The 24972-nt window shown below is 67.9% G+C and carries 23 protein-coding genes; 13 read left to right on the top strand and 10 right to left on the bottom strand.

Going from position 1 to position 24972, the window contains the following annotated elements:
* Window positions 1-5 precede the first annotated feature (5 nt).
* On the bottom strand, window positions 6-395 hold the full coding sequence (locus OO71_RS13265; protein WP_033290050.1) for a PE domain-containing protein: 390 nt from the start codon (window positions 393-395) through the stop codon (window positions 6-8).
* An 87-nt stretch (window positions 396-482) separates the two neighbouring features.
* The gene (purD, locus tag OO71_RS13260) at window positions 483-1736 is read right to left on the bottom strand and encodes a phosphoribosylamine--glycine ligase (protein ID WP_033290130.1); all 1254 of its coding nucleotides are present in this window, start codon (window positions 1734-1736) and stop codon (window positions 483-485) included.
* A gap of 207 nt (window positions 1737-1943) precedes the next feature.
* On the opposite strand from purD, the gene OO71_RS13255 reads away from it, so the two are divergent.
* From OO71_RS13255 to OO71_RS13240, 4 genes are all read left to right on the top strand, one after another.
* Window positions 1944-3071, top strand: coding sequence for a glycerophosphodiester phosphodiesterase (locus OO71_RS13255; RefSeq protein ID WP_033290049.1), 1128 nt, complete (start codon window positions 1944-1946; stop codon window positions 3069-3071).
* A 95-nt stretch (window positions 3072-3166) separates the two neighbouring features.
* Complete coding sequence (locus OO71_RS13250; protein ID WP_033290048.1) at window positions 3167-4150, top strand: serine hydrolase domain-containing protein; 984 nt, start codon at window positions 3167-3169, stop codon at window positions 4148-4150.
* 75 nt (window positions 4151-4225) lie between these two features.
* A complete protein-coding gene (locus OO71_RS13245) occupies window positions 4226-5770 on the top strand; it encodes an amino acid permease (RefSeq protein WP_033290047.1) in 1545 nt (514 codons plus the stop codon).
* Between the two features lie 669 nt (window positions 5771-6439).
* Window positions 6440-8077: a Na+/H+ antiporter gene (locus tag OO71_RS13240; RefSeq protein ID WP_033290046.1), complete on the top strand. Its 1638-nt coding sequence runs from the start codon at window positions 6440-6442 to the stop codon at window positions 8075-8077.
* A gap of 467 nt (window positions 8078-8544) precedes the next feature.
* Here OO71_RS13240 and OO71_RS13235 read toward each other — a convergent pair whose 3' ends face one another.
* The gene (locus tag OO71_RS13235) at window positions 8545-9447 is read right to left on the bottom strand and encodes a TIGR03564 family F420-dependent LLM class oxidoreductase (protein WP_033290045.1); all 903 of its coding nucleotides are present in this window, start codon (window positions 9445-9447) and stop codon (window positions 8545-8547) included.
* A gap of 139 nt (window positions 9448-9586) precedes the next feature.
* Here OO71_RS13235 and OO71_RS13230 point away from each other — a divergent pair, with 139 nt between their 5' ends.
* A complete protein-coding gene (locus tag OO71_RS13230; RefSeq protein WP_033290044.1) occupies window positions 9587-10084 on the top strand; it encodes an OsmC family protein in 498 nt (165 codons plus the stop codon).
* Window positions 10085-10124: 40 nt separating this feature from the next.
* Here the strand turns inward: OO71_RS13230 and OO71_RS13225 are convergent, their stop codons facing one another.
* Entirely contained in the window at window positions 10125-11411 is a 1287-nt protein-coding gene (locus tag OO71_RS13225) for an adenylosuccinate synthase (protein WP_033290043.1), read from the bottom strand.
* A gap of 76 nt (window positions 11412-11487) precedes the next feature.
* Between OO71_RS13225 and OO71_RS13220 the strand changes: the two genes are divergently transcribed.
* The 3 genes from OO71_RS13220 to OO71_RS13210 all read left to right on the top strand — a co-directional run bounded on the left by OO71_RS13220 (window position 11488) and on the right by OO71_RS13210 (window position 13882).
* Window positions 11488-12159 (top strand): hypothetical protein, encoded by a 672-nt coding sequence (locus OO71_RS13220; protein WP_245633655.1) that lies wholly within the window; start codon window positions 11488-11490, stop codon window positions 12157-12159.
* A gap of 141 nt (window positions 12160-12300) precedes the next feature.
* Window positions 12301-12939, top strand: coding sequence for an HNH endonuclease family protein (locus tag OO71_RS13215; protein WP_033290041.1), 639 nt, complete (start codon window positions 12301-12303; stop codon window positions 12937-12939).
* A 49-nt stretch (window positions 12940-12988) separates the two neighbouring features.
* Window positions 12989-13882, top strand: a complete 894-nt coding sequence (locus tag OO71_RS13210) for a glycosyl hydrolase family 18 protein (protein ID WP_033290040.1) — start codon at window positions 12989-12991, stop codon at window positions 13880-13882.
* Here OO71_RS13210 and OO71_RS13205 read toward each other — a convergent pair.
* The gene (locus tag OO71_RS13205) at window positions 13872-15749 is read right to left on the bottom strand and encodes an FAD/NAD(P)-binding protein (protein ID WP_033290039.1); all 1878 of its coding nucleotides are present in this window, start codon (window positions 15747-15749) and stop codon (window positions 13872-13874) included. The genes OO71_RS13210 and OO71_RS13205 overlap by 11 nt on opposite strands.
* A 317-nt stretch (window positions 15750-16066) precedes the next feature.
* Between OO71_RS13205 and OO71_RS13200 the strand changes: the two genes are divergently transcribed.
* Both OO71_RS13200 and OO71_RS13195 read left to right on the top strand, forming a co-directional pair.
* A complete protein-coding gene (locus OO71_RS13200) occupies window positions 16067-17317 on the top strand; it encodes an MFS transporter (RefSeq protein ID WP_033290038.1) in 1251 nt (416 codons plus the stop codon).
* A gap of 313 nt (window positions 17318-17630) precedes the next feature.
* Window positions 17631-18812: a GGDEF domain-containing protein gene (locus OO71_RS13195; RefSeq protein ID WP_033290037.1), complete on the top strand. Its 1182-nt coding sequence runs from the start codon at window positions 17631-17633 to the stop codon at window positions 18810-18812.
* A gap of 254 nt (window positions 18813-19066) precedes the next feature.
* On the opposite strand, the gene OO71_RS13190 is transcribed toward OO71_RS13195, so the two are convergent.
* Together OO71_RS13190 and OO71_RS13185 are read right to left on the bottom strand one after the other, a co-directional pair.
* Window positions 19067-19951, bottom strand: a complete 885-nt coding sequence (locus OO71_RS13190) for a Scr1 family TA system antitoxin-like transcriptional regulator (RefSeq protein ID WP_033290036.1) — start codon at window positions 19949-19951, stop codon at window positions 19067-19069.
* A gap of 124 nt (window positions 19952-20075) precedes the next feature.
* Window positions 20076-20486 (bottom strand): DUF3151 domain-containing protein, encoded by a 411-nt coding sequence (locus OO71_RS13185; protein WP_033290035.1) that lies wholly within the window; start codon window positions 20484-20486, stop codon window positions 20076-20078.
* A gap of 233 nt (window positions 20487-20719) precedes the next feature.
* On the opposite strand from OO71_RS13185, the gene OO71_RS13180 reads away from it, so the two are divergent.
* The 3 genes from OO71_RS13180 to OO71_RS13170 are packed head-to-tail and all read left to right on the top strand — an operon-like array spanning window position 20720 to window position 22504.
* A complete protein-coding gene (locus OO71_RS13180) occupies window positions 20720-21874 on the top strand; it encodes a hypothetical protein (protein ID WP_425388670.1) in 1155 nt (384 codons plus the stop codon).
* On the top strand, window positions 21817-22119 hold the full coding sequence (locus OO71_RS13175; protein WP_281178410.1) for a type II toxin-antitoxin system Phd/YefM family antitoxin: 303 nt from the start codon (window positions 21817-21819) through the stop codon (window positions 22117-22119). The genes OO71_RS13180 and OO71_RS13175 overlap by 58 nt, the downstream gene beginning before the upstream one ends.
* Window positions 22112-22504 carry a type II toxin-antitoxin system VapC family toxin gene (locus tag OO71_RS13170; RefSeq protein ID WP_033290033.1) on the top strand — a complete coding sequence of 131 codons (393 nt, stop codon included), beginning with the start codon at window positions 22112-22114 and terminating at the stop codon, window positions 22502-22504. The genes OO71_RS13175 and OO71_RS13170 overlap by 8 nt, the downstream gene beginning before the upstream one ends.
* Here OO71_RS13170 and OO71_RS51600 read toward each other — a convergent pair.
* The 3 genes from OO71_RS51600 to OO71_RS13160 all read right to left on the bottom strand — a co-directional run bounded on the left by OO71_RS51600 (window position 22464) and on the right by OO71_RS13160 (window position 24958).
* Window positions 22464-22688: a DUF4143 domain-containing protein gene (locus tag OO71_RS51600; RefSeq protein ID WP_425388672.1), complete on the bottom strand. Its 225-nt coding sequence runs from the start codon at window positions 22686-22688 to the stop codon at window positions 22464-22466. The genes OO71_RS13170 and OO71_RS51600 overlap by 41 nt on opposite strands.
* A gap of 314 nt (window positions 22689-23002) precedes the next feature.
* Window positions 23003-24034 (bottom strand): class II fructose-bisphosphate aldolase, encoded by a 1032-nt coding sequence (gene fbaA / locus OO71_RS13165; RefSeq protein ID WP_033290032.1) that lies wholly within the window; start codon window positions 24032-24034, stop codon window positions 23003-23005.
* Between the two features lie 102 nt (window positions 24035-24136).
* The gene (locus OO71_RS13160) at window positions 24137-24958 is read right to left on the bottom strand and encodes an LLM class F420-dependent oxidoreductase (RefSeq protein ID WP_033290031.1); all 822 of its coding nucleotides are present in this window, start codon (window positions 24956-24958) and stop codon (window positions 24137-24139) included.
* Window positions 24959-24972: the final 14 nt, after the last annotated feature.

The raw sequence follows: 24972 nt of genomic DNA, 5'->3' as shown, positions 1-24972 counted from the left end.
CCGGCTTAGCGGACGCCGTGCGCACCGCGGTCCCCGAACGCAGCAGCCTTATCCGCGTCGCTGGCTTGATAGGTCTTCGCAGCTTCGCGCAGCTGTGCGACAAGCTTGTGCAAGTTGGCCACGTACGCACGCACCTGCGCGACGTACGACTGATCACCCTCGGCGACAACCGTGTTCCACGCGGCCACCGCATTCACGCTCACAGTGTCGGCCGACGGTGCATCGATGCGCAGCTCGCCCAGCCGCGTCAGCAGCTTGTCCTCGAGTGCACTGACCTGCTCCTCGACGACCCGCGCGACGTCCAGCAGCTTCGCCGGTTCGACGACCAGGTCCGCCACCCCGGGCGCCGCCGGTATCGACGAGGCCAGGTCGGTGAGCGGAGTGCTTCCCGGCATGCGCTGCCCCTCCCGTGATACGGACGGTGACCGTACGGACCCGCTACGAGGCTACCAACGGATGCGTGAGCCTGAGGCGAACTTCGCTCAGACGCTGACCTCACCGTTGGCCGCACGTAGCGCGATGTCCGTGCGATGGTGCGAGCCAGCGAGGTGCACGCGGTCGACAGTCTCGTACGCGTGCTTACGCGCCGCCTTGAGCGTCTTACCCGTGCCGACCACCGACAGCACCCGCCCACCGGCAGAGATCACAGCGCCGTCGTCACGCCGCCGCGTGCCGGCGTGCAGCACGCCCTCGATCTCGCCACCAGTGATGACGTCGCCCGTGCGCGGCTTACCGGGGTACCCGTCAGCGGCGATCACAACGGTGACCGCGGCCCCGCCGGACCACTCCAGCGGCGGCAGCTCGGCCAGCGTCCCGGTGGCTGTCGCGCGCAGAACCGCAGCCAGCGACGTACGCAGCAACGCGAGCACTACCTGCGTCTCCGGGTCGCCGAAGCGGCAGTTGAACTCGATGACCTGCGGACCGTCCGAGGTGAGCGCGAGACCCGCGTACAGCAGGCCGGAGAACGGGCTGCCCCGCTCGGCCAGCTCGTCGACCACAGGCTGCACAACCCGCGCGACTACGTCGTCGACCAGGTTCTCCGACGCCCACGGCAGTGGCGCGTACGCCCCCATGCCGCCGGTGTTCGGGCCCTTGTCGCCGTCGCCGACACGCTTGAAGTCCTGCGCGGGCAGCATCGGCACCACGGTGCGGCCGTCGACGAAGCAGAACAGCGACGCCTCCGGTCCGTCCAAAAAGGACTCCAGGAGGACCGGGTGACCGCCGTCGAGCAGCATCAACGCATGTTTCCGGGCGACCTCGATGTCCTCAGTCACCACCACGCCCTTACCGGCGGCGAGACCGTCGTCCTTCACGACCCAGGTGGGGCCGAAGCGCTGTAACGCGGCGTCAAGGCGCGCGGGTGTGTCGACGATCTCACTATGCGCCGTCGGCACCTTCGCGGCCGCCATGACGTCCTTCGCGAACGCCTTCGACCCTTCAATGCGCGCAGCTGCCGCAGACGGCCCGAAGCAGGCGATACCCGCTTCGCGCACAGCGTCGGCGACACCGGCGACCAGCGGAACCTCCGGCCCGATCACGACCAGGTCGGCCTTCCACTCCTTCGCCAGGGCCGCGACAGCCTCCGGCTGGGCCGGTTCGACCCCGAGCTGCTCCGCGACCGCAGCCGTGCCGGCGTTGCCGGGGGCGCAGGCCAGCGCCGTGACCGCGGGGTCGCCGGACACCGCGAGGACGAGTGCATGCTCCCGGGCGCCGGAGCCGATTACCAGTACGCGCACGCCGGACAGACTAACGGTGGGTGCTCCGACCGGGCCGATCGCCGTCCGCCAGCACTGCCCGGAATCGGAATCCACGCACCGTTTACCCGGTTGTCAGCCGTCCGCCCCGCTGGTGCCCGACGTCCGACGCTTGCGGCGGTGAGGGTGACGCGGTAGTCGTGGCGGACCGCCGGGAAGGGCGGTCGGCCCGGGAGAGAAAGGTCCTCCATGAAGCGCAAACGTCTCGGCATGCTCGCCCTGTCCGGACTGGCCCTGCTCGGTGTCGCCGGCCTCGCGGTCGGTCCGGCATCGGCCGATGACCAGGTGGCGGCCGCGCACGGGCCCCGGCACGATGACCCGGTGATCGTCGGCCACCGGGGCGCGCCCGGCTACCGTCCGGAGCACACGCTCGCGTCGTACGAGCTGGCCTACCGGATGGGCGTGGACTACGTCGACGTCGACCTCGTGCCGACCAAGGACGGGCAGCTGGTCGCGCGGCACGAGCCGGAGATCGGCGGTACCACCGACGTCGCGGACCACCCGGAGTTCACCGGGCGCAAGACCACGAAGACGATCGACGGCACCACGATGACCGGCTGGTTCACCGAGGACTTCACCCTCGCCGAGCTCAAGACGCTGCGGGCCGAGGAGCGCATCCCGGAGAACCGGCCGAACAACAAGCTGTACGACGGGCGCTACCGGATCGCGACGTATCAGGAGGTGCTCGACCTCACCCGGCAGCTCGGCCGCGAACTGCACCGCACGCTGGGTACGTACCCCGAGGTCAAGCACTCCACGTACTTCGTCTCGATCGGGAACCCCACCGAGCCGAAGCTGGTGTCGATCCTGAACCGCAACGGGCTGAACCGGCCGAATGCGCCGGTGATCATCCAGTCGTTCGAGGTGTCGAACCTGCAGGAGCTGCACAAGCAGGTGCGGGTGCCGTTGCTGCAGCTGACCTCGGCGAGCGGGGCTCCGGCGGACTTCGTGGCGAAGGGCGACAAGCGCACGTACGCGGATCTGGTCACCCTCGCCGGGCTGCGTGACGTCGCGAAGTACGCGGCTTACCTCGGTCCGGAGAAGTCGCAGATCATCCCGCGGGATGCCGCTGGCAATCTGGGGCGGCCGACTTCGCTCGTCGCCGATGCGCACCGCGCCTCGCTGAAGGTGCAGCCCTATACATTCCGCAACGAAAACCCGTTCCTGCCGACGAATCTGCGGTCTTCGGCCAGCCCGAGTGCGTTTGGCAACGTGTTCGCCGAGGAGGCGGCGTTCCTCAAGGCGGGCGTCGACGGGTTCTTCGCCGACCAGCCGGACACCGCGCTCGAATCACTGCACGACTTCCTCGGTCGCTGATTTTTCCCTTTGTTTTCCCTGTTTTCGGCCTGCCGGCGACCACCGCGTCGTCGGCAGGCCGTTTTTTGTCGGTGGTGATCGCTAGGGTCTTGGGCATGGATCTTGAAGAGAAGATCGGCCGGCTGGCGGCGCGCACCGGATTTTCCGGCGCACTGCTGGTCCGCCGAGGAGACGAGACGGTGCTCTCGCGTGCGTACGGCTTGGCGCACCGGGGGTACGGCGTTCCGAACACAGTGGACACTCGGTTCGGGATTGCCAGTGGTACCAAGGGGTTCACCGCGCTCGTGGTGGTGAGCCTGATCGTCGACGGGTTGCTGGCGCTCGGCACTCGCGTCCGCGAGCTGCTGGGTTCAGACCTGCCGTTGATCCACGACGGGGTCACGGTCGAACACCTGCTCGCGCACCGGTCGGGAATCGGCGACTACTTCGACGAGAACGCGGAACCACCGCCGCGGCCACAGGAATTCACGTCCGCGGCGGCGTATTTGACCGCGCTCGGCGGGCACCCCCAACGTGACCCGCCGGGCGAGCAGTTCACGTACAACAACGGCGGGTTCGCGGTGCTGGCGATCGTCGCCGAACGGGCGGCCGGACGTCCGTTCGCCGACCTGGTCCGCGAACGGGTCACCGAGCCTGCCGGAATGGCGGACACGGAGTTCCTGCGGTCCGATGCGCTACCCGGGCGCACCGCGGCCGGGTATCTGGAGGACGGCCGTACCAACGTGTTCAGCCTGCCGGTGGTCGGCAGCGGCGACGGTGGCTGCTACTCCACGGCGCCGGATTTCGCGGCGTTCTGGCAGGCTCTGTCCGCGGGCCGGATCGTGCCGCGGGAGTGGGTCGAGCGGATGACCGCCGTGCACAGCCCGGTCACCGGGACACGCGAGAAATTCCGCTACGGGCTCGGGTTCTGGCTGCCGGTGCAAGAAGGAGTGGTGTTGCTGGAGGGCTACGACTACGGCGTTTCGTTCCGCAGCGAGTGGCAACCGTCGCGGGAGCTGAGCATTACCGTCCTGTCGAATACGGCCGACGGAGCGTGGCCGGTGGTGCGCCGTTTGGAGGAGCTGCTGACGAAACCTTGACACCCGCGAACGGGGAGGGCTAACTTCTGCGGAATTCTCAATGGTCTGTCCGCATACCTTTCAGGTGGGTGCCCGATGGATGTCTCCGACCAGCAGACCGACCGGCCCGGCCAGCCCGACGAGGACAGCGCTCGCCTGCACGCGCTCGGCTACGCGCAGGAGCTCAAGCGCACGATGTCGGCGTTCTCGAACTTCGCCGTGTCGTTCACGATCATCTCGATCCTGTCCGGCTGCCTCACGCTGTACGGCTTCGGGATGAAGACCGGCGGGCCCGCCGCGATGATCTGGGGCTGGCCGCTGGTGGGGCTGTTCGTGGTGCTGGTCGGGCTGGGAATGGCGGAGGTGTGCTCGAGCTACCCGACGGCCGGCGGGCTGTACTACTGGGCGGCGAAGCTGGCGACGCGCAACGGTCCGGCGTGGTCGTGGTTCACCGGCTGGTTCAACCTGATCGGGCAGATCGCGGTCACCGCAGGCATCGACTTCGGTGCGGCGCTGTTCCTCAACGCGTTTCTCGACCTGCAGTGGGGATTCAGCGCAACGCCGGGGCACACCATCCTGCTGCTGGCGATCATCCTCGTGCTGCACGGGGTGCTGAACACCTTCGGCGTGCGCGTCGTGGCGGTGCTCAACAGCGTCAGCGTGTGGTGGCACCTGCTGGGCGTGCTCGTGATCGTGGGCGTGCTGCTGTTCGTGCCCGCGAAGCACCAGGATGCGTCGTTCGTGTTCGGCAGTTTCGTGAACCAGACGGGCTGGGGCTCGCCGGTGTACGTGTTCCTGCTCGGCTTGCTGCTGGCGCAGTACACGCTCACCGGGTACGACGCGTCCGCGCACATGACGGAGGAGACGAAGAACGCCGCAAAGGCCGGTCCACGCGGGATCATCAACTCGATCCTCGTGTCATTGGTCGCGGGCTGGATCCTGCTGATCGGCCTGACGTTCGCAATCCAGGACTACGACGGCGCCGTCGGCTCGAACACCGGCGTACCACCGGCACAGATCTTCATCGACGCCACCGGCGCGGTAACGGGTAAATTCCTCCTGCTGATCTGCATCGGCGCCCAGTTGTTCTGCGGCATGGCCTCAGTGACAGCAAACTCCCGCATGATCTACGCCTTCGCCCGCGACGGCGCAATCCCAGGCTCGAAGTTCTGGCACAACATCAACAAACGCACCCAAACCCCGACCAACGCGGTATGGCTCGCCGCCGGCGGTGCACTGATCCTGGCCCTCCCCTACCTATGGAGCGCGACGGCCTACGCCGCAGTCACCTCGATCGCCACAGTGGGCCTTTACGTGGCCTACGTAATCCCCGTTTTCCTCCGCGTCCGCCGCGGCGACAGCTTCGAGAAAGGCCCCTGGCACCTCGGCCGCTGGGGCAAACCAATAGGCATCGTAGCGACGGCGTGGGTCGTGGTGATCTTCGTGCTCTTCATGCTCCCCCAGTCAAGCCCGATCACGGTCGACACGTTCAACTACACGCCGATCGCGTTCCTGGTAGTGCTGGGCGGAGCAGCCCTGTGGTGGGCGGTGTCGGCGAGAAAGTGGTTCACCGGCCCGAAAGTCCAAGGCTCGGCAGAAGAACTCGCCGCAGTTGAGCGAGAACTGAAAGAACTCGGCTGACCCACGCCTGGGGTGCTGCCCTAGGTCCGGCTTGACCCGGGTCCCACCCCACGGATCCTCGCCCGGCTTGGCAGACCAACGCCATCGTGCTGCCCACGCCATTTAGCTAACCCATGCCCGGCTTGACGGGCTCCGCCTGGCCCACCCACCCCCGGATTGACCCGGCTGCACCCACCCAGCCGACCTACCCCCGCGGTCGTGGCACCACACGCAGCTTGGCGGACTCAGCCCACCCCACCGACTCGCATCCGCCATCGCCCACCACACCCAGCTTGGCCGACTCAGCCCACCCCACCGACTCGCATCCGTCGTCGCCCATCACGCTCAGTTCGGCTCAGCCACACCACTACCCCATACCCATCGTGGCCAACCCACGCCCGGTTTGACCGGCTAAGCCCACCCCTGCCAACGCACACCCGTAGCGGCGACCCACCACCCGGCATGGCCGACCAAAGCCATCCTCCTGGCCTGACCCGACCCGGCCGCCTCACCGCCAACCCACCTCGGCCCCCGACCACCACGTCAACCCGCACCCCCAAACCCGCACCCGCACCCGCACCCGTACGCCCAAACCCGCACCCGCACAACCCGCACCACCAACCCAACCCCACCCGACACGGCGCCCCGCCAAACCCGCCCCATCACCCTCGATACGTCAAGATGCGATCCATGGAGACCTTGACGTTGGTCGCGGTGCTTGCCGGGTCGCTGGGGCTCACTGCGGTCGCCCGGCGGTTCAACCTTTCTGCGCCCCTGCTGATCGTGGTGGTCGCGCTCGGGGTGGCCTTGATTCCCGGGGTGCCGCGGATCGAGCTCGAACCTGAGCTGATTCTCACCGTCGTGCTGCCGCCGTTGTTGTACTCGACGTCGCTGGAGAGTTCGCTTTCCCACTTTCGTGCGAATTTGCGGCCGATCATCTCGCTTGGGGTGCTGCTCGTGGTCGGCACTGCGTTCATGGTCGCCTTCGTGGTGCACCTGCTGCTGCCCGACCTGCCGTGGGCGTCGGCGCTGGTGCTCGGGGCCGTCGTCTCGCCGCCGGATGCCGTTACTGCCGTCGCGATCGGGCGGCGGCTCGGGTTGCCTCGCGGGGTGATGACGGTCCTGACCGGCGAGAGTCTCGTCAACGACGCCGCCGCGCTCACGCTCTACAAGGTCGCGCTCGCGGCCGTCGCAGGGACGGCTGGGTCGCTCGGGCACGGGTTTGCTGTTTTCGCCGTCGCGACCGTGGTCGGGATTCTGGTCGGGCTGGTTGCCGGCGGGATCGTCGAGGTGATCCGGACCCGGCTTGACGACCCGTTGCTCGAGTCGGCGTTCGGCATCGTGGTCCCCTTCGCTGCGTACGTGACCGCCGAGCATCTGCATCCCTTCGGCGCGGAGTTCAGCGGGTCGGGCGTGCTGGCCGTGGTCACCGCGGGGCTGTTCCTCGGGCATCGGTCGCTGCGTGCGTCTCCGGCGACGCGGGTGCAGGACCGGTCGGTGTGGGCCTCGATCGACGTGATGCTCGAAGGGCTCGTCTTTGCGTTGATGGCGTTGCAACTGCCGTTCGTCCTCGACGGTGCGGAGCACGCTGCCCGGGACAACGGGACCCTGGTGCTCTGCGCCGTCATCGTGCTGTTCGTGACGATGCTGATCCGCATTCCTGCGGTGTTCCTGTCCAGCTACCTGCCCAGGTCGCTGCAGCTCCTCAGACGCACCAAGAAAGATCCACCGCCGTGGCGCTCGCTGGCCGTCGTGTCGTGGACCGGCATGCGTGGTGTGGTGACGATCGCCGCGGCGTCTGGCGTTCCGGCCGACACGCCCGGACGGGCCGAGATCCAGCTGTTCGCCTTTTCCGTCGCGGTGGGCACCGTGCTGATCCAGGGACTCACGCTGCCCCCGCTGATCCGGCTGCTCAAGGTGCAGAACCCGGACGAGGCCGCCCGCGATCAAGAGGAGGAACTCGCCGCCCGCCGGGTCGCACAGAAGGCCGCGCACGAACGGTTCCGTGAACTCGGCCGCGATCAACTGTCCAAAATGGACATAAAGCCGGAGCAGCTGAAAGCGTTGGAACAGCGGATGGAACGCATGCTCGACACCCGTTACCGGTTCGCGGAGGCCGCGATCACGTTGTCCGGCGAGGAACAGCGAGCCAGTCCGCAAGCCAAGTTCGCGAAGGCACGGCGAGAACTGCTGGTGACCCAACGCGCGGCGTTGATCGAGGAGAACCGCGCCGGTCGGCTCGACGACGACGTCCTGCAGAAGGTCCTCCGCGAGCTTGACCTGGAGGAAATGTCGGTGTCAGCGGCGCTCACGACCCGGCTGAGTTGAGCCCGCCAGCCACGAACCCGACTCGGAAGAACCGCCAGCACCAACAGCACTCACAACCCGGCCGAGTTGAGCACACCGGTCACCACCCTGACTCGCAAGAACCGCCAACGTCAACGGCACTCACGAACCCGGCCGAGTTGAGCCCGCCAGCCACGAACCCGACTCGGAAGAACCGCCAGCACCAACAGCACTCACAACCCGGCCGAGTTGAGCACACCAGTCACCACCCTGACTCGCAAGAACCGCCAACGTCAACGGCACTCACCAACCCGACCGAATTGAGCACACCAGCCACCAACCCGACCCAGAAGAAACACCAGCACCAAACAGCATTCACAACCCGACTCAGCTGAACACACCAACCCGACCCAGAAGAGATGTCAGTGTCAACAGCACTCACAACCCGACCGAGCCGAACACACCACCACCAACCCAACCCCAGAACAAACGCCAGCACCAACCAGCACTCACAACCCAGCCGAGTTGAGCGCCCCAGCGAGCCGCCACGTGCGGCGCCGGTCCTCGTCGGTGTGCAGGGACGTCTGGGTGAGCAGCACGTCGGTCGCTCCGGCGGCCAGATATCGGCGCACTCCGGCGGCGACCGTCTCCTCGTCGCCGATCAGGGCCAGCTCCACTGGATGCTCGACGCCTTCCGCGTCGAGCACGTTCCGGTATGACGGGATCGAGTTGTAGAACGCCAATTCCCGCGCGGCCGCCGCACGTACCGTGTCCACGGCCTTGGTTACCACGGCAGGAACCGCCGCGATCACGCGTTTTCCCGGACCGAGCACGGGCGCGATCCGCTCCTCGACCACGCGCGGACCGGCCAGGTACGGCAGCGTCCCGTCGGCGAGTTCCCCGGTGACCCGCAATGCCTGCGGCCCCATCGCGGCGACGACCACCGACACCGGAGCCTTCCGCGCGGGCTCGGGCAGATGGACCCGCAGGGTCTCACCGGCGAAATCCACCTGCTCGCCGTCGAACAGGGCCCGCAGCACCGTGAGGTATTCCCGCAGATGCCGTACCGGCGGCGCGTACGGAACGCCGTAGATCGGCTCCAGAAACGGTTGCGAGCCAAGGCCTACGCCGAGCGTGAAGCGTCCGCCGGACGCCTCGCTCGCCGTGCGCGCGGCAGCCGCCAACGCCAGCGGATGCCGTGGGTAGATCGGCACCACGGACGTGCCGATCTCGATCCGCTCGGTGACCTGGCCGGCGAGCGCGGACACGACGAGTGCGTCAAGACCCAATGGCAGCTGGGAAAACCAGATCGACGCGGCACCGGCCTCCTCGGCCTCGCGCGCGTTTGCCAGCAGGTGGGCCACTGTCGCGTCCGGAGAAGGCACGGCAGGCAACGTCAATCCGATGCTCATGCCCCCACGTTATCGGCGGGCACCGACAATTCCCGGCCGTCGGGAACTTTGTACCACCCGGCCGCCCAGCCGCTGGGAGCCGCTGCGGGACCGGGTCCGCGCCCCGCACCCTGGGCACCCGACCACTTCAGGAGGATCGATGTCCCTGACCGACGTCATCGACGGCACCCGCGAGGCCGTGCAAGCGGATCCGCACAACGCGGCGGTGTCGTTCAGCGTGGACCACGAACTGGCCGCTGGCACCGCAACCGTGGTGGACGTGCGAGTACGCGACCACGCCTTCACCGTCGACGAGCCGCCGGCCCTCGGCGGCACCGACAAGGCCGCCAACCCCGTCGAGTACGCGCTCGCCGCACTCGGGTCCTGCCAGGTGATCACGTACCAGTTCTGGGCGGCCCGCCTGGGCATCCAGCTGGACGCAGTCCGCGTGAAGGTGGACGGCGACCTGGATTTGCACGGCTTCTTCGGCTTCAACGAAGCGACCCGGCCGGGTTTCAGCAAGGTGCGCGTGTCGGTGGAACTCGAGGGCCCGGCCGGAGCGGACCGTTACGAGGAACTGCGCCGCGCGGTGGACGAGCACTGCCCGGTGCTGGATCTGTTCCGCAACGAAACCCCGGTCACGACAACGATCAGCTGAACAGCTCGGCGGTAAAGCCGAGCCGATCAACCGGCGAGGCTCAGGCGAACTCGTGCCGCACGATCGTCTGTTCCCGTCCCGGTCCCACGCCGATTGCGGACACCCGGGCGCCCGACAGTTCCTCGATCCGCTCCACATAAGCGCGCGCGTTGGCCGGCAGCTCCGCGTACGTACGGCAGCTCGAGATGTCCTCGAACCAGCCCGGCAGCTCTTCGTAGATCGGCACCGCGTGGTGGACGTCCGTCTGGGTCATCGGCATGTCCGAGGTCCGGAAGCCGTCCACCTCGTACCCCACGCACACCGGGACCTTCTCCAGGCCCGACAGCACGTCCAGCTTGGTCAGGAAGTAGTCGGTGATTCCGTTGACCCGCACGGCATAGCGCGCGATCACCGCGTCGAACCAGCCGGTGCGGCGGGAGCGGCCGGTGGTCACGCCGAACTCGCCGCCCTGTTTGCGCAGGTACTCGCCGGACTCGTCGTTCAGCTCGGTCGGGAACGGGCCCGAGCCGACGCGCGTCGTGTACGCCTTCAGGATGCCCAGGACCGTGGTGATGCGGCCCGGGCCGATGCCGGACCCGGCGCTCGCCCCACCGGACGTCGGGTTCGACGACGTCACGAACGGGTAAGTGCCGTGGTCCACGTCGAGCAGCGTGCCCTGCGAACCCTCCAGCAGCACGGTTTCCCCGCGCTCCAGCGCCTGGTTCAGCTGCAGCCGCGTGTCGGCGATGCGGTGCGCGAAGTTCTCGCCCGCGGCGAGCACCTCGTCGGCTACCTGGTCGGCGTCGAGTCCCTTGCGGTTGTACACCTTCACCAGCACCTGGTTCTTGAACTCCAGTGCCGCCTCGACCTTCTGGCGGAAGATCTTCTCGTCCAGCAGGTCCTGCACGCGCACGCCGACGCGGGCGATCTTGTCCTGGTAGCACGGTCCGATGCCGCGGCCGGTGGTGCCGATCTTGCGGCTGCCCAGGTAGCGCTCGGTGACCTTGTCGATCGCGACGTGATAAGGCATGATCAAGTGCGCGTCGGCGGAGATCAGCAGCTTGCTCGTGTCCACGTCGCGCGCTTCCAGGCCCGCCAGCTCGTCCAGCAGCACACCCGGGTCGATCACCACCCCGTTGCCGATGACGTTCGTCACGCCCGGCGTCAGGATGCCCGACGGGATGAGGTGCAGCGCGAAGTTCTCGCCGTTCGGCAGCACCACGGTGTGCCCGGCGTTGTTGCCGCCCTGGTAGCGGACGACCCACTGGACACGGTCACCGAGCAGGTCGGTCGCCTTGCCCTTGCCCTCGTCCCCCCACTGGGCACCGATCAGCACGATGGCCGGCATGTGACACTCCAGGTGTTCGGCAACAGGAATAGCGGCCCCGGCTGGGGCCACGGGTGGCGCTGGGAAATGCCGGTGCATGACTGTAACGGAGGACGCCGGGGTGCGCGGAATCGTGGTGGCTTGTGCGGCGGCGGCGGATCTGCCCGCGCGGCTCGGCGACGTCCCGCTCGTGCATGCCGGAGCCCGTCCCGGCAAGGCGGAAATCGACCTCTTGCTGGGGGAATACGACCGGCTGGTCGTCTTGGGCACGGACGGTGACCTCGCCGCCGTGGTGGTACGTCTCATGCGCCGTGAGGCGCTCCCGGGCGTGTCGGTCGGCTTCGTACCCACCGAGCCCGGGTCGCGCGTCGGACCGGCCTGGCGGCTGCCTGCGGACCCGGATGAGGCCTTCGCGCTCGCCTGGAAGGGGGACGACGTCGCGGTCCCCCTCGTGCGCGACGACAGCGGCGGCGTCCTCCTCGCGCACGCGCGCCTGCGCGATGTCAAGGGCCAAGCGTATTGCGACGAACAGGTGGCATTCGACGGCTCGGTGACCGGCGTCGAGGTCACCCCGGACGACACCGGGGTCGCCGCCCGGGTCACGCGTGGCCGGTTCCTCAAGCGGTCCTCGACGTATCGCGGACGCGCCTTCCAGATCGGCTGCGTACCGACGTCTTCGCTGGTCATCGACGGGGTACCGCATCCGCGGCCGGTCACGAGGTGGACCTGGTACCGGCATCTCACCGACCTCCGGGCGGTGCGCGGCTGACCCGGACTCGCCCGTCCACGTTCGGGTCAAGGTGACTTTCCGTTCACAGAAGGTCTGTTTCATGTCACCTGACGGTGTTGCGCGCGCCACTTTCGTGGTCAATGGTGAATCAGTCCCGCACCTGACCAGGGAGGCAGCAAAATGCCGACCATTCGCATTGTTCGCAATTCCTTGACCGTACTGGCCGGCGTCGCGCTGATCGGCTCGGTCACGGTCGGCGTCGCCGACGCCACCCCGCCCGGCATCCCGTCGGCGGACACCGCGAAAAGCCAGCTCGCCACGCTCACCGTGAAGCCCGACGGTTCGCTCACCGGGTACAGCCGCGACAAGTTCCCGCACTGGATCGACCAGGGCAACAGCTGCAACACGCGCGAGGTCGTACTGAAGCGCGACGGCACGAATGTCCAGGTCGGCGCCGACTGCTACCCGACGTCGGGCAAGTGGACCTCGCCGTACGACGGCGCCACCTGGAGCTCACCGTCCGATGTGGACATCGACCACGTGGTACCGCTCGCGGACGCATGGCGCACCGGCGCGTCGACGTGGACCCAGGCCAAGCGGCAGGCCTACGCCAACGACCTGACCGACCCCCAGCTGATCGCCGTCACCGACAACGTGAACCAGGAAAAGGGAGACAAATCCCCGGACAAGTGGAAGCCGCCGTCCACCGGGTACTGGTGCACGTACGCCAAGATGTGGGTGACGGTCAAGCACAAGTTCTCGCTCACCGTGAACTCGGCGGAAAAGTCTGCGCTCACGGACATGCTCGGCCGCTGCTGACCTGGACGGGGGCTACCGCAGGCACCGTCGCCGTCCTATGGTCTGAACCATGCGGAAGATCACGGCGGCGGTGCTGGCGGTGTTCCTGGTGCTGTGCGGAACGGCCCCGGCAATGGCGGCGACCGGGCGCAGAGTGGTCGTCTACTACCAGACGATTCACCACAACGGGTCCTATGTGTCTCCGCTTCGGCTCGCCGACGCCGGGGTCACCGACGTGATCGTCGGCGCCGTGCACCTCAACGACGGCGCCAAAATGACCCTCAACGACGATCCGCCGTCCGCGGACAAGTTCACGCAGATGTGGCGTGACCTCGCCACCATGCAGGGCAAAGGCGTCCACGTGCTGGCCTTCGTCGGCGGCGCGGCAAAGGGCAGCTTCCAACGCCTGGAGAACGACTTCGACACCTACTACCCGTTGCTGCGCCAGCTGATCCGCGACCACTCGCTGTCCGGGATCGACCTCGACGTCGAGGAGAAGATGTCGAACGACGCGCTCAACCGGCTCATCGACGCCCTGCGCACGGACTTCGGACAGGACTTCCTGATCACCCTCGCGCCGGTCGCCACCGAGCTCACCGGGGGCGGCGGCCTGTCCGGCCTCGACTACGACCGGCTCTACCGCGACCGCGGCGACCGCATTTCCTGGTTCAACACGCAGTTCTACTGCGGCTGGGGTTCACTGTCGGACACCTCGGGGTACGACCGGATCATCGGACATGGCGTGGTCCCGGCGAGCAAGGTCGTCGCGGGCACCGTCACGAATCCGGCCAACTGCAGCGGTTACGTCGAGATGCCGGCACTGAAGTCGACGGTCGGCAGTCTCGTCCGGAAGTACGCCGATTTCGGCGGCATCGACGGCTGGGAGTACTTCAATTCCCTACCCGGTGACACGGCCGCGCCGTGGCAATGGGCGGAGCAGATCGCACCCGTGGTCAAGGGTTAGCCAGCCGGAGGATTTCCCGTGCCAGCGCGTCGTTCTGGCGGAACGACACGGCGTTCGTACGGGGGCGGGTGAAGGCACCGGCCGAGCGGACGCTCGTGTGCGGGCCCACCGCGAACCGGCGCGGGTGCGGGGTTCCCGCGGCGGTGAGCAGGCGAAAGTCCGTGATCGTGGTGGCAATGCGGCCCGAATTCAGCGGGACCCCGCCGACGTCCGGCACGGCTTCCTCCGCTAGCGCGCCCGCGTCACGCAGCCTGCGCAGCAGCGGGTCCGACACCCGCGACACGCTCGCGCTCGGCAGTCGCGCCTCGATCAGCGTGCGGGCCGAGACTGTATCCGGATGACTGGCGCTTGATGCCACGAACTCGCCGGATGCCGGGTCGGCCGCGATGTCGACGTCTGCGCCAAGGAACGACACAACGCCCGCTTCGGCGAGCGCCAGCAGCTCTTCCAATCGGCGCGGCGGCGGACCGCTTGCGTAGTAAGAGAAAAATCCGTGAAACCAACCGTCCATGTCGGACACTTGGGACGTCGCCGTGAGCCGTCCGGTCGCGAGCAGCACGGGCAGCTGGCCGATCACCGACAGCAATGCCATGAAGGCGCCGAGGTCCGCGCTGTGGTGGGGATCCGCGCGCCGCGCGAGGTCGGCTTCGACGTATTTCCGCACCGCTTTCCCGAATTCCTCCCCGGAGTCGAACCGGCGACCGGCGAACGGGCGGTCCAGCTTCTCCAGGTCGAGCCGGTCTTCCGCAGCGGGAACCGACCCGGCGATCAGTGCGTCCATTTCGGCCGTTCCCCACGCGAGGTCGGCGAACTTGTCGGCGAACACCGCGAAATCCATCCGCACGCGGCCGGGATGCGCGGTGAACAGCTCGGTGTAGTACGCCCAGGCGAGCTCCTTCGCAATCAGCGGCCAGACGTCCGCGCGGAAGTCGAGCGGACCGGGTAGCGCCTTGATCGCGTGCTGGTCGAAGAATCTGGGCAGCTGCAACGGTTTCCCGCGCAGCCGGTAGCCGGTCTTCGCGTGATACGGCACCCCGCGGCGCGATCCGACGTGCAGCACCGGCTCCGCGCCGCTCGGGTGGTACCGCAGGCCGCCGCACGCGAGCTCCTCGAACCGGCCGCCGCGACCCTCCGTGAGCAGCAGCATCAGATCCACGAACGCGAGCCCGAAACCCCTTACCAGCACCGGTTCCCCGGCGGGGACGGCGGAATAGTCGACGTCCGCCGTGTACCCGGCCGGGTAGTACGCGAGCGCGTGCTGCTGCGCGAAGTGCTCCAGCACGCGCTCGCCGGGGTCGGGCAGCGCGTCGAGGTGCCCGATGGTCAGCACCACCGCGTCGGCGGACACAGTCGTGCCGTCGGAGAGCCGCACGGTTTCGTCGTCGTCGATGCTTTCCGCCGCGGCGAGGTGCGCCACCACCTCGATGCCGGACGGCAGCTCGGCGAGCACCTTGCGGTAGAACCACTCGAGGTACCGGCTCTGCAGCCGCCGCGTCGGGAAGTCCGTAGCGGCGAGGGTTTCGAGCTCTGCCCGCAGGCCGTCGGGCACCGGATGGGCGAGCGTGCCCGTCCGGACCTGGCGCGTCCACTCGATCAGCGACGGCCCCGGCCGGATCGGGCCGTCGATGCGGACGGTGTCGTCGGTGAAGACGGTGACGTCCTCGGGCATCGAGTTCATCCGCAGCAGCGGGGACTGCTCGTACCGCCACACGCGGCCGGGGCCGGGCGGGAACGGATCGATCAGGTGCACTGCGATCCGCCGGTCGCCGAGCAGGTCCGCGGCATTCGCGGACAGCCGTTCGAGGACGCCGACCCCGCGAGGTCCGGCGCCCACGATGGCGAGCGTGAACGTCGGCAGATCGGTCACCTGCGCGAAGCTACGCGGCTCCCGTCACCAGCGGCGGCCGTTCCACACTGCGGACGACCAGGCCGGACGGTGTGGCACAAACCACAGGAACCTGAACGCGCGATGCCGGGGAGTGCGGAGCGCTATCGTCTGGACACGCGGCGAACTGACCGTGACCTGTTGGATACCGGCTAAAGAACCTAGAGAATCACCAACAGTCACGAGACACTGAGCGGGACAACTCACTTCGTGTGATCAGCTCGTGACCGGCAGGTCCTAGGGTCACCTCTCGGTCACCAGTGCGGCACGGCCTGCACACTTCAGCGGGGAGAACACGCATGACGGCAGCACCGGAACGGGTCACGTTCCGCGAGGTGTTCGGGGTGGCCGAGTTCCGCGCCATGTGGTTCGGCGAACTGCTGTCGATCGCCGGTGACCAGCTCGCCCGGGTCGCCCTGTCCGTGCTCGTCTACGCCAACACCGGCTCCGCCACCCTGACCGGGCTCACCTACGCCCTCACCTTCTTCCCCTCCCTGCTCGGCGGCATTTTCCTCACCGGATTCGCGGACCGCTTCCCGCGGCGCACGGTGATGGTCGCGGTCGACCTGATGCGCGCGGCGCTGATCCTGCTGGTGGCCATCCCCGGGCTGCCGTTCTGGGCGTTGTGCCTGCTCGTGGGCAGCGTTTCGCTGCTGAACCCACCGTTCAAGGCGTCTCAGCTGGCGTTGCTGCCGCAGGTACTGGAAGGCGACCGTTTCGTCGTCGGCATGGGCATCCGGAGCATGACGGTGCAGTCCGCGCAACTGCTCGGCTTCGCCGGTGGCGGCGCGCTGTTGCTCGCGATGGACGCGCGCCTCGCCCTCGTGCTCGACGCAGGCACCTTCGTACTGTCGGCGCTCTTCGTGCGCTTCGGGTTGAAGGCGCGTCCTGCAGCGGCCAGCGGTGAGAAGCGCAAGGCGTTCTTCGCTTCGCTGGGCGCGGGGAGCAAGGTCGCCTTCGCGACGACTGCACTGCGTTCGCTGATGCTGTTTACCTGGCTGGCGGGTCTGATGCCGGTGTACGAGGGCATAGCTGCGCCGTACGTCGCTTCGTCCGGCGGTGGGCCACAGGTGATCGGCCTGTTGCTGGCGGCCGATCCGGTGGGCAGCGTGATCTTCACCTTCATCTACACGCGCTGGGTACCGGCCGCCATCCGGCCGAAGCTCATCGGACCGCTCACCGCACTCGCCGCAATCCCGTTGCTGATCTGTTTCCTCCAGCCCGGACCGGTGGCTTCGGTGATTCTTTTCGTGATTTCCGGCGGGTTCGGAACTATTGCACTGCTGCAGGCGACGGCGTCGCTGACGGTCGCGGTGCCGGACGAGCGCCGCGCGCAGACGATGGGGCTGTCGAACACCGGCCTGACCACGACGATGGGTGTGACACCCTTGCTCGGCGGGGTGATCGCGGACCACGTGAGCGCGCAGACGACCGTCGGAATCTTCGGTTTGGCCGGGTTGTTGATCACAATTCCGCTGGCAATTGCGTGGCAGCGAGCGCTTCCGGGAGAGCGCATGACGGGTGAAGCCGCACGCGCCGAGCATGCCTGACATGCCCCGCGCGTGGGCCCCTACCTGCGCGACCTAACGGTGCTTCTGGTCGGTCACTGGTCCTTAACGCGCATCGCTGGTCACCCTTCATCCGGCGTGTTCGGGAAAAATGTACACACCGAAGGCCCTTGTGGACAGGCGGCAAACGGGCTGAAACTGTCCGTGAGGAGATTGTCACCGGACATTCGCACAAGGCTTTGGGGGAGAAATGGTCACATCGGGGGAACGTGCATTACTGCGCGACAGTCTTTATCCCACCCACTGGGCATTGTGGCAACGCCCGCCGCGGTGGATCGCAGTCACGCTGGTCGCGATGGGGATCGCGGCAGGCTGGGCCGGGTACGCCACGCTGACGCAGCCCACGACCGCGTGGCACCTGCGGATCTTCGCCCTGATCACGGCGGTGGCGATCGCGCAGACGGAGATCAGCCGCCGTCTCGAGCGGCAGCGGCGCAGCCTCGCCGACGGTCCGCACGTGAACATGGTGTCGGTGTGGCTGCTGCCCGCGGGGGTGCTGCTGCCGGCGCAGCTGGTGGCCTTGCTGAGCGTGACGCTGTACGTCTACCTCGCGTTCCGCAGCTGGTCCGGCACCCGGCCGGGGGAAGCGCACCGGGTGGCCGCGAACATCACCACGGCGACGCTGTCGGGCTGCGCCGCGGGTCTCGTCGTGGTCGCTTCACCGGGGCTCACGGTGGTTACCGTCGGCGCCGCGGCGCTCGTGCACTTCACGGTGAACACCCTGCTCACCGGCCTCGGGCTGTACCTGGCGAACCCGGCGAAGGCGTCCGTGGAGTCGTGCCTCGGCGGCATGGACGACAACCTGCTGGAGCTGGCGACCCTGTGCGTCGGCGGGCTGCTGGTGATGGTGCTGACGCAGGAGCCGCTGCTGGCGGTGCTGGTGATTCTGCCGCTGTACGTGCTTCAGCGGTCGGTGCTGATCAAACGGCTCGAAGAGCTCGCCACCACGGACCAGAAAACGCAGCTGCTCAACGCGACGACGTGGCAGGAAGGCGCACAGCGCGAGATTTCCCGCGCCGAGCGCGAAACCGGCAGCTTCGGCACGCTGATGATCGACCTGGACCACTTCAAGCACATCAACGACACGTACGGCCACCTCGCGGGCGACGACGTACTGAAGGCCGTCGCTGCGGTGGTCAAACAGGAAACACGCGCCCACGATCTCGTCGGCCGCTTCGGTGGTGAGGAGTTCGTGGCGCTACTGCCGTCGACGTCCAAGGAAGACGCAATCGTGACGGCAGAACGGATTCGGCAGCGGATCAGTGAACTGGTGGTGCCGACGCTGACGAATGAAGGCAAGTCAGTGACGATCGAAAGGCGCACAGCGTCGATCGGCGTGGCGGCGTTCCCTCTCGACGGCGTGAGTATCGAGGAAGTGATGGCCGCCGCCGACGCCGCGGTGTACGCCGCCAAGGACGGCGGGCGGAACCGGGTAGTGGGGTCGGTGCCGGTCCCGGCGCTGGCGGCAGTCGCCTGACGACCTCGGACCCGGCTGGCTCCCTCCCCCGGCCGGCCGGGTCCGTTCCCCCGTTCTTTCGAGGTACCTGCCTTGCCGACCGGCGACGTGTGGGCACAAGACGAAATCGCGCGAAGGAACGTGAAGTCGAGGCTGAACGCCAGAATGGCGAATGCGCGGCGCCTGTATGTGATCCGAATACGCAACGGCGGACTCGGCGGGCAGCTGATCGAAACGACTCTGCGATTGACCGGAAGTGACGAAGGAACGCGGCGCTAGTCCGGCCCCGGTCTAGCGCCGTCGGTGGTTTCCTGGGCGATGGTGCGGAAGTGGTCGGCGCTGCGTTGCAGGAAGGCCGCCGACGCGCGGTCGTCCATGGCGGTTTCGCGGATGCGGTCTGCTGCTGCGTGGTAGGTGCCCGCGTCGAGGACGAAGGCGCCTGAGCTGAAGTGCTCGAAGTAGACGATCGGGATGGACGCCTGCATGTCGTACACGCAAAAGCGGCCCGCCAAGCCCGAATGTCCGCCCGTGTTGGCCGGGACGATGCGCAGCTTCAGCTTCGCCGACGTGGCCGCCAGGTCGGCGAGGAATCGCAGCTGCCGCGCCATGGTGGCGGCGCCGCCGACCGGGTTGCGGACTGCCGCCTCGCCGAGCAGGACCTCGAACGGCACCGCGCCGGGGCCGACCACCAGCGGGCGGCGCACCATGCGTACTTCCGCCTGGCGTTCCGCCTCCTCCGGCGACGCGCCGTCGGCCAGGAACAGCGCCCGCGCGTAGTCCGGGATCTGCAGCAGCCCGGGTACCAGCAGCGGCTGCCATTCGACCACCGACGTCGCGACCCGTTCGCACGCGAGCAGGCCGGACAGGTGGTCGGGTTCGGACGGCCCGCCGAGCGTGATCCAGCCCGGTTCCGCGGACCCGCGGGCCAGCTGCAGGATCCGTTGTTTGTCCTCACCCACGACACCGAGCGCGCCGAGGATGCCCGCGACGTCCTCGATGCTGGGTACTCGTTGACCGAGTTCCCAGTTCGACAGCAGTGCCGGGTTGAACCCGACCCGGCGGGCGAGTTCGCGTAGTCCGAAGTGGGCGTCGATCCGGGCCTCGCGCAGTGCGGTGCCGAGGGTGCGGATCCGGGGAGTCAGCATGGCCGTGCCTCGCATGGCCAGAGATATAGGTGTCACCAAATGGCAACACCCCAGGCTGTCACCCAATGGTGGATCATGTGGAGAGCCGCACTCCCGAAATGTCTGAAATGCGGCTATCCCCAGGGCTACCTCGAGCCGGTCACTTCAAGCCGGTCGCCTCGGCCGCGGCGGGGTCGGAATCGGCGAGGAACGTCTTGCACCGCTCGTACTCCTCGGTCTCGCCGATGCGGCCGGCAGCCGTGCCGAGCACGGCGAGTGCGCGAAGGAAGCCTTGGTTGGGGCGGTGCGACCACGGCACCGGGCCGAAGCCCTTCCAACCGGCGCGGCGAAGCTGGTCGAGGCCGCGGTGGTAGCCGGTGCGCGCGTACGCGTACGCGGCGACTGTCTCGCCGTCGGCGAGCGCGCGTTCCGCGAGCGTGGCCCAGGCCTCGCTGAAGTCGGGGTGTTCGGCGGCCACGGCGGACGGATCCGAACCGGCGTCGAGCGCGGCCTGCGCGGCAGTGTGCTCGGGCAGAAGCGTGGGGTCGGGGCCCAGCAGGTTGTGCGTCATGCTGCCATTCTGCCCACGGCGTCCTCCGTCAGAGGAAGAGGCTGGTGAGCACGCCTCCACCGGCCAGGACGAGGGCAGCGATGAGCACGGCCGCGACGGCCCGTTTCGGCATCATGGCGCGACACTTTGCCGTGCCCGGCGGCGCCGGGGCAAGCCCGCCACCCGTAGGGGTGAACCCTGATTTTCGGCCCTGAGGCAACGTTGCGGTCCGGCCGCAGGGAATGATGACGCCCATGACGGTTGACGAGGTCGCCGTGGTTCCCCGCGGACCCGTTGGCAAGACCAGGCTCTTCTTCGCAACACACTGGCACCGCGGCGCGCCGGGTCAGCCGACGGCGGCGTGGGTGCTGCGGTTCTGCTACGGCATGTGGGTGACCGCGTTCGCGTTCAAGCTGGTCGGGTCGTCATGGGACATGTCGTGGCACTTCCGCTGGCTGCGGGACGACCTCGCGCCGCCGCACCTGATCAACACCGTCGGCACGGTGATCATCGTGGTGCTGGTGGCGATCCACAGCTACACCGGCCTCGGCTGCGACCGCCGTTCGCTGCGGCTCATGCAGGCCGGGCTGATCGTGTTCCTGGTCGCGGCGCCACTGGACGTGATCAACCACCGGGTCAACGGCCTCGACCTGACCGCGTGGAGCCCGTCGCACATGATGCTGTACCTCGGCACGGGCATCATGCAGGCAGGCGTCCTGCTTGGCTGGCTGCGGCTCGCGCCGCCGGGCCGCTTCCGCACCGGCGTGCTGCTGGCGCTGTGGGCGTTCTTCCTGGAGAACACGTTCTTCCCGAACGGCCAGCAGGAGTACGGAATCCTCGGCCTGCGCGCATGGGAACGCGGTACGCCGGAAGCCGAACCGACGCTGCTTTCGTTTGCCGCCAACCAGATCGGCCACCCGATCGACCGCGCGGCGGTGCTGCACTTCACGATGCCGATCCCGGAGTGGGTGTACCCGCTGTGGGGCATCGGAGTCTCGGCGCTGATTCTGGTACTGGCCCGGCGGACCGTCGGCCTGCGCTGGACGGGCCTTTTCGTGGCGGGCGCGTATGTGGCGTACCGGTGCGTGATGTGGCCGTTGCTGCTGGGGCTGGGCTTTCCGGTGTCGACGGTGCCGTTCTACCTGCTGGCGGTTGGCCTGGCAGTGGATGTGGCCTTCCTGCTTCCGCGACCGGCGCTGGCGGGTGCGGTTTTGGTGACCGGGCTGGGGTATGGCGCGTTTTGGGTGCAGTCGCAGTTGCGGCCGTGGATTTTGGGGGAGGTTTTGACGGAGTCCGCGCCGCCGGTGTCGTATTGGACGGCTGGGGTGGCGGTGGTGGGGGTGTTTGTGCTGTGGGCCGCGGCGGATCCGGTACGACGTTGGTGGGCCGGGCGAACATCAGCGGGGTAGTTGAGCGGGAGTTCCGGAACAACTCCGCTGCCGTCATGGACGCAGTCGAGGCGGGGGAGACCTACCACGTCACCCGCAACGGGGTGGAGGTCGCCGAGTTGCGGCCGGTTTCCCGGCGGCGGCGGCCGACTGCGGAGGAGCTCGTCCGGCGGCACCGGCTGCTGCCCCGGGTCGACGCGGCCCGGATGCGGGAGGATGCGGACGAGTTCTTCGGCACCGAAGACCGCGTGGACGAGCATGGCTGAGCAGCACGAGTCCGGAGTGCTCGACACCTGCGTCTACCTCGACCTTGGAGTTCTCGAACCATCCGCGCTGCCTCGGATGCCGGAGCTGACCGCGATCACCATGGCGGAACTGCACCAAGGCGTCGCAATGGCCAAGGACGCTGCGGTGCGCGCGGCACGAACCGAGCAACTCGGAGCCGCGATCGCCGACTTCGAGCCGCTGCCGTTCGACGAGGAAGCCGCTGCCCGGTACGGAACGCTCGTAGCCCTTGCGGCGAAACGAAATCCGCGCCGGATGGATCTGATGATTGCGGCCATCGCGTCCGCGCGCGGGTTGCCGTTGTATACCCGCGACCAGGACGACTTCACGGGGTTGGACAGCGTGGTCGAGATCGTCGCGGTTTGAGCGGCGCCGGGGTCAGGGTGCGAGGCCTGTCGACTTCCTGTTTGTCCTTGGTGCGGTAGTGAAACAGCCGTCCGCGTCCTTCCGACCAGGTGAGTTGACGGGCGAGTTCCATCACGACGAGGTTCTCCATCATGGCTCCCGCGGCGCTGGTCGGCTCGCCCAGCCTCGCCGGGTCCTGGCCGATGAGATGACCGGCGATTCACGTGTCCACGAGAGCCACTTTTGAGGTCCCGGTACCGAATCCAGGTCCACGGACACCTTGATCGGTTGAAGAAGCTCGGGGGCCAACTGCACCTCATCGATGACCATGATCCTTTCGTGCTCCACGAAGGCAGCGGGGTCTTCCTTGGCCGCGCGCAACGTCGCTGGGTCGTCGAGCAGCCGGAGCACTGGCTGCCGATTGTTGGTCATGATCAACGGTCATCTGGACACAGAAAAGCGGCCCCTCCCCGGACCCGAAAACACGTCCGAGGAGAGGCCGCCACAAAGAGAAAACCCTCAGCCCAGCTTCTTACCCGCCGACCCGAGCGCCTTCGTCGCTTCCACTACCCGGGCCGCCATGCCGGTCTCCGCGGCCTTCAGGTAGCTGCGCGGGTCGTACGCCTTCTTGTTGCCCACCTCGCCGTCCACCTTCAGTACTCCGTCGTAGTTCTTGAAGAAGTGGTCCGCGATCGGGCGGCTGAAGGCGTACTGCGTGTCGGTGTCCACGTTCATCTTCACCACGCCGTACGACACCGCCTCGCGGATTTCCTCCGGGAGCGAACCCGAGCCGCCGTGGAAGACGAGTTCGAACGGCTTCGAGCCGGCTGCCAGGCCGAGCTTCTCGGACACGACTTCCTGGCCTCGCTTGAGCACGTCCGGGCGCAGCTGCACGTTGCCCGGCTTGTACACGCCGTGCACGTTGCCGAAGGTCGCCGCCAGCAGGTAGCGGCCGCGGTCGCCGGAGCCGAGTGCGTCGACCGTCTTCACGAAGTCGCCCTCGGCGGTGTACAGCTTCTCGTTGATGTCGTGCGCGACGCCGTCCTCCTCGCCGCCCACCACGCCGATCTCGACTTCCAGGATGATCTTCGCCGCCGCTGCCTTCGCCAGCAGGTCCTGCGCGATCTCCAGGTTCTCGTCGAGGTCGATGGCCGACCCGTCCCACATGTGGGACTGGAAGAGCGGCAGCCCGCCACCGCGGACGCGCTCCGCCGAGATCTCGATCAGCGGCCGGACGAAGCCGTCGAGCTTGTCCTTCGGGCAGTGGTCGGTGTGCAGCGCGACGTTGACGTCGTACTTCGCCGCCACCACCTGGGCGAACTCGGCCAGCGCGGACGCGCCGGTGACCATGTCCTTCACCTTCTGCCCGGACGCGAACTCCGCGCCGCCGGTGGAGAACTGGATGATCCCGTCGCTTTCCGCCTCGGCGAACCCGCGGATCGCGGCGTTCACGGTTTCCGACGAGGTCACGTTGATGGCCGGGTAGGCGAACTCGTTCGCCTTCGCCCGGTCGAGCATCTCCGCGTACACCTCGGGGGTGGCGATGGGCATCGGTTCCTCCTCGAGACGACTGGCTTCTACAGCGGCATCGTACGAGGTGGACCGGCAGCCCGGACCGGTCCTACCTCACAAGGCCACAAGCGGTGGACCGATTCAGATCAGCTCGGCCGCCAGCGCCCGGTATGCCGGGAACGGATCCTCGTTCAGCACCTGCACGCTCACGTGGTCCGCGCCCGCTTCGAGATGCGCCCGAAGACCCGCCGCCACTGACGGAGCGTCGCCGTGCAGGGCGAGCGTGTCGACCAGCCGATCGCTGCCTTCACCGGTCACGTCCTCGTCCGTGAAACCGAGTTTCCGCAGGTTGGCGACGTAGTTGGACAGCCGGAGGTACCGCTGTACCCCGCTCCGGCCGAGCGCTCGCCCGCGGTCGGCATCCGGATCGACGACTACCTTGTGTTCCGGTGCGAGCAGCGGCCCGGCGCCGAGGAGTTCGCGAGCGGCACGCGTGTGCTCCGGGGTGACGAGGTACGGGTGCGCACCCGCAGCGCGCTCCGCTGAGAGTTTCAACACTTTCGGCCCGAGCGCGGCGAGCAGCCGGGAGTACTGCGGCACCCCGGCCGCGTCGAGTCCGTCGAAATAGTCGACGAGCGCGCCGTACGGCTTCGCGTACCGCTGCGTGGCCTCCCGGTGCCCGGCGCCGACCCCGAGCAGGAAGCGGCCCGGGTACTTGCGCTCGATGCGGTGGTACGCCCGCGCGATCGACTCGGGCGGGTCCGCCCAGATGTTGACGATGCCGGTGGCGACGACGATCCGGCCGGTGGCGGCCAGTAGCTCGTCGACGATCCCCAGGTCGCCGCCCGGCGAGCTGCCCAGCCAGATGGTGCCGTACCCGAGCTTCTCCACCTCCGCCGCGAACTCGCCGTCGACCTGCGACCCGGGACGCCAGATGCCGATGCTGCCCAATTCGATGCCCATGCCCGTGCCCAACG

Source organism: Amycolatopsis jejuensis (genome assembly GCF_000717335.1).
Classification (GTDB): Bacteria; Actinomycetota; Actinomycetes; order Mycobacteriales; family Pseudonocardiaceae; genus Amycolatopsis; species Amycolatopsis jejuensis.
The sequence above is the reverse complement of the archived record's forward strand: the minus strand, read 5'-3'. Positions and strand labels throughout refer to the sequence as shown.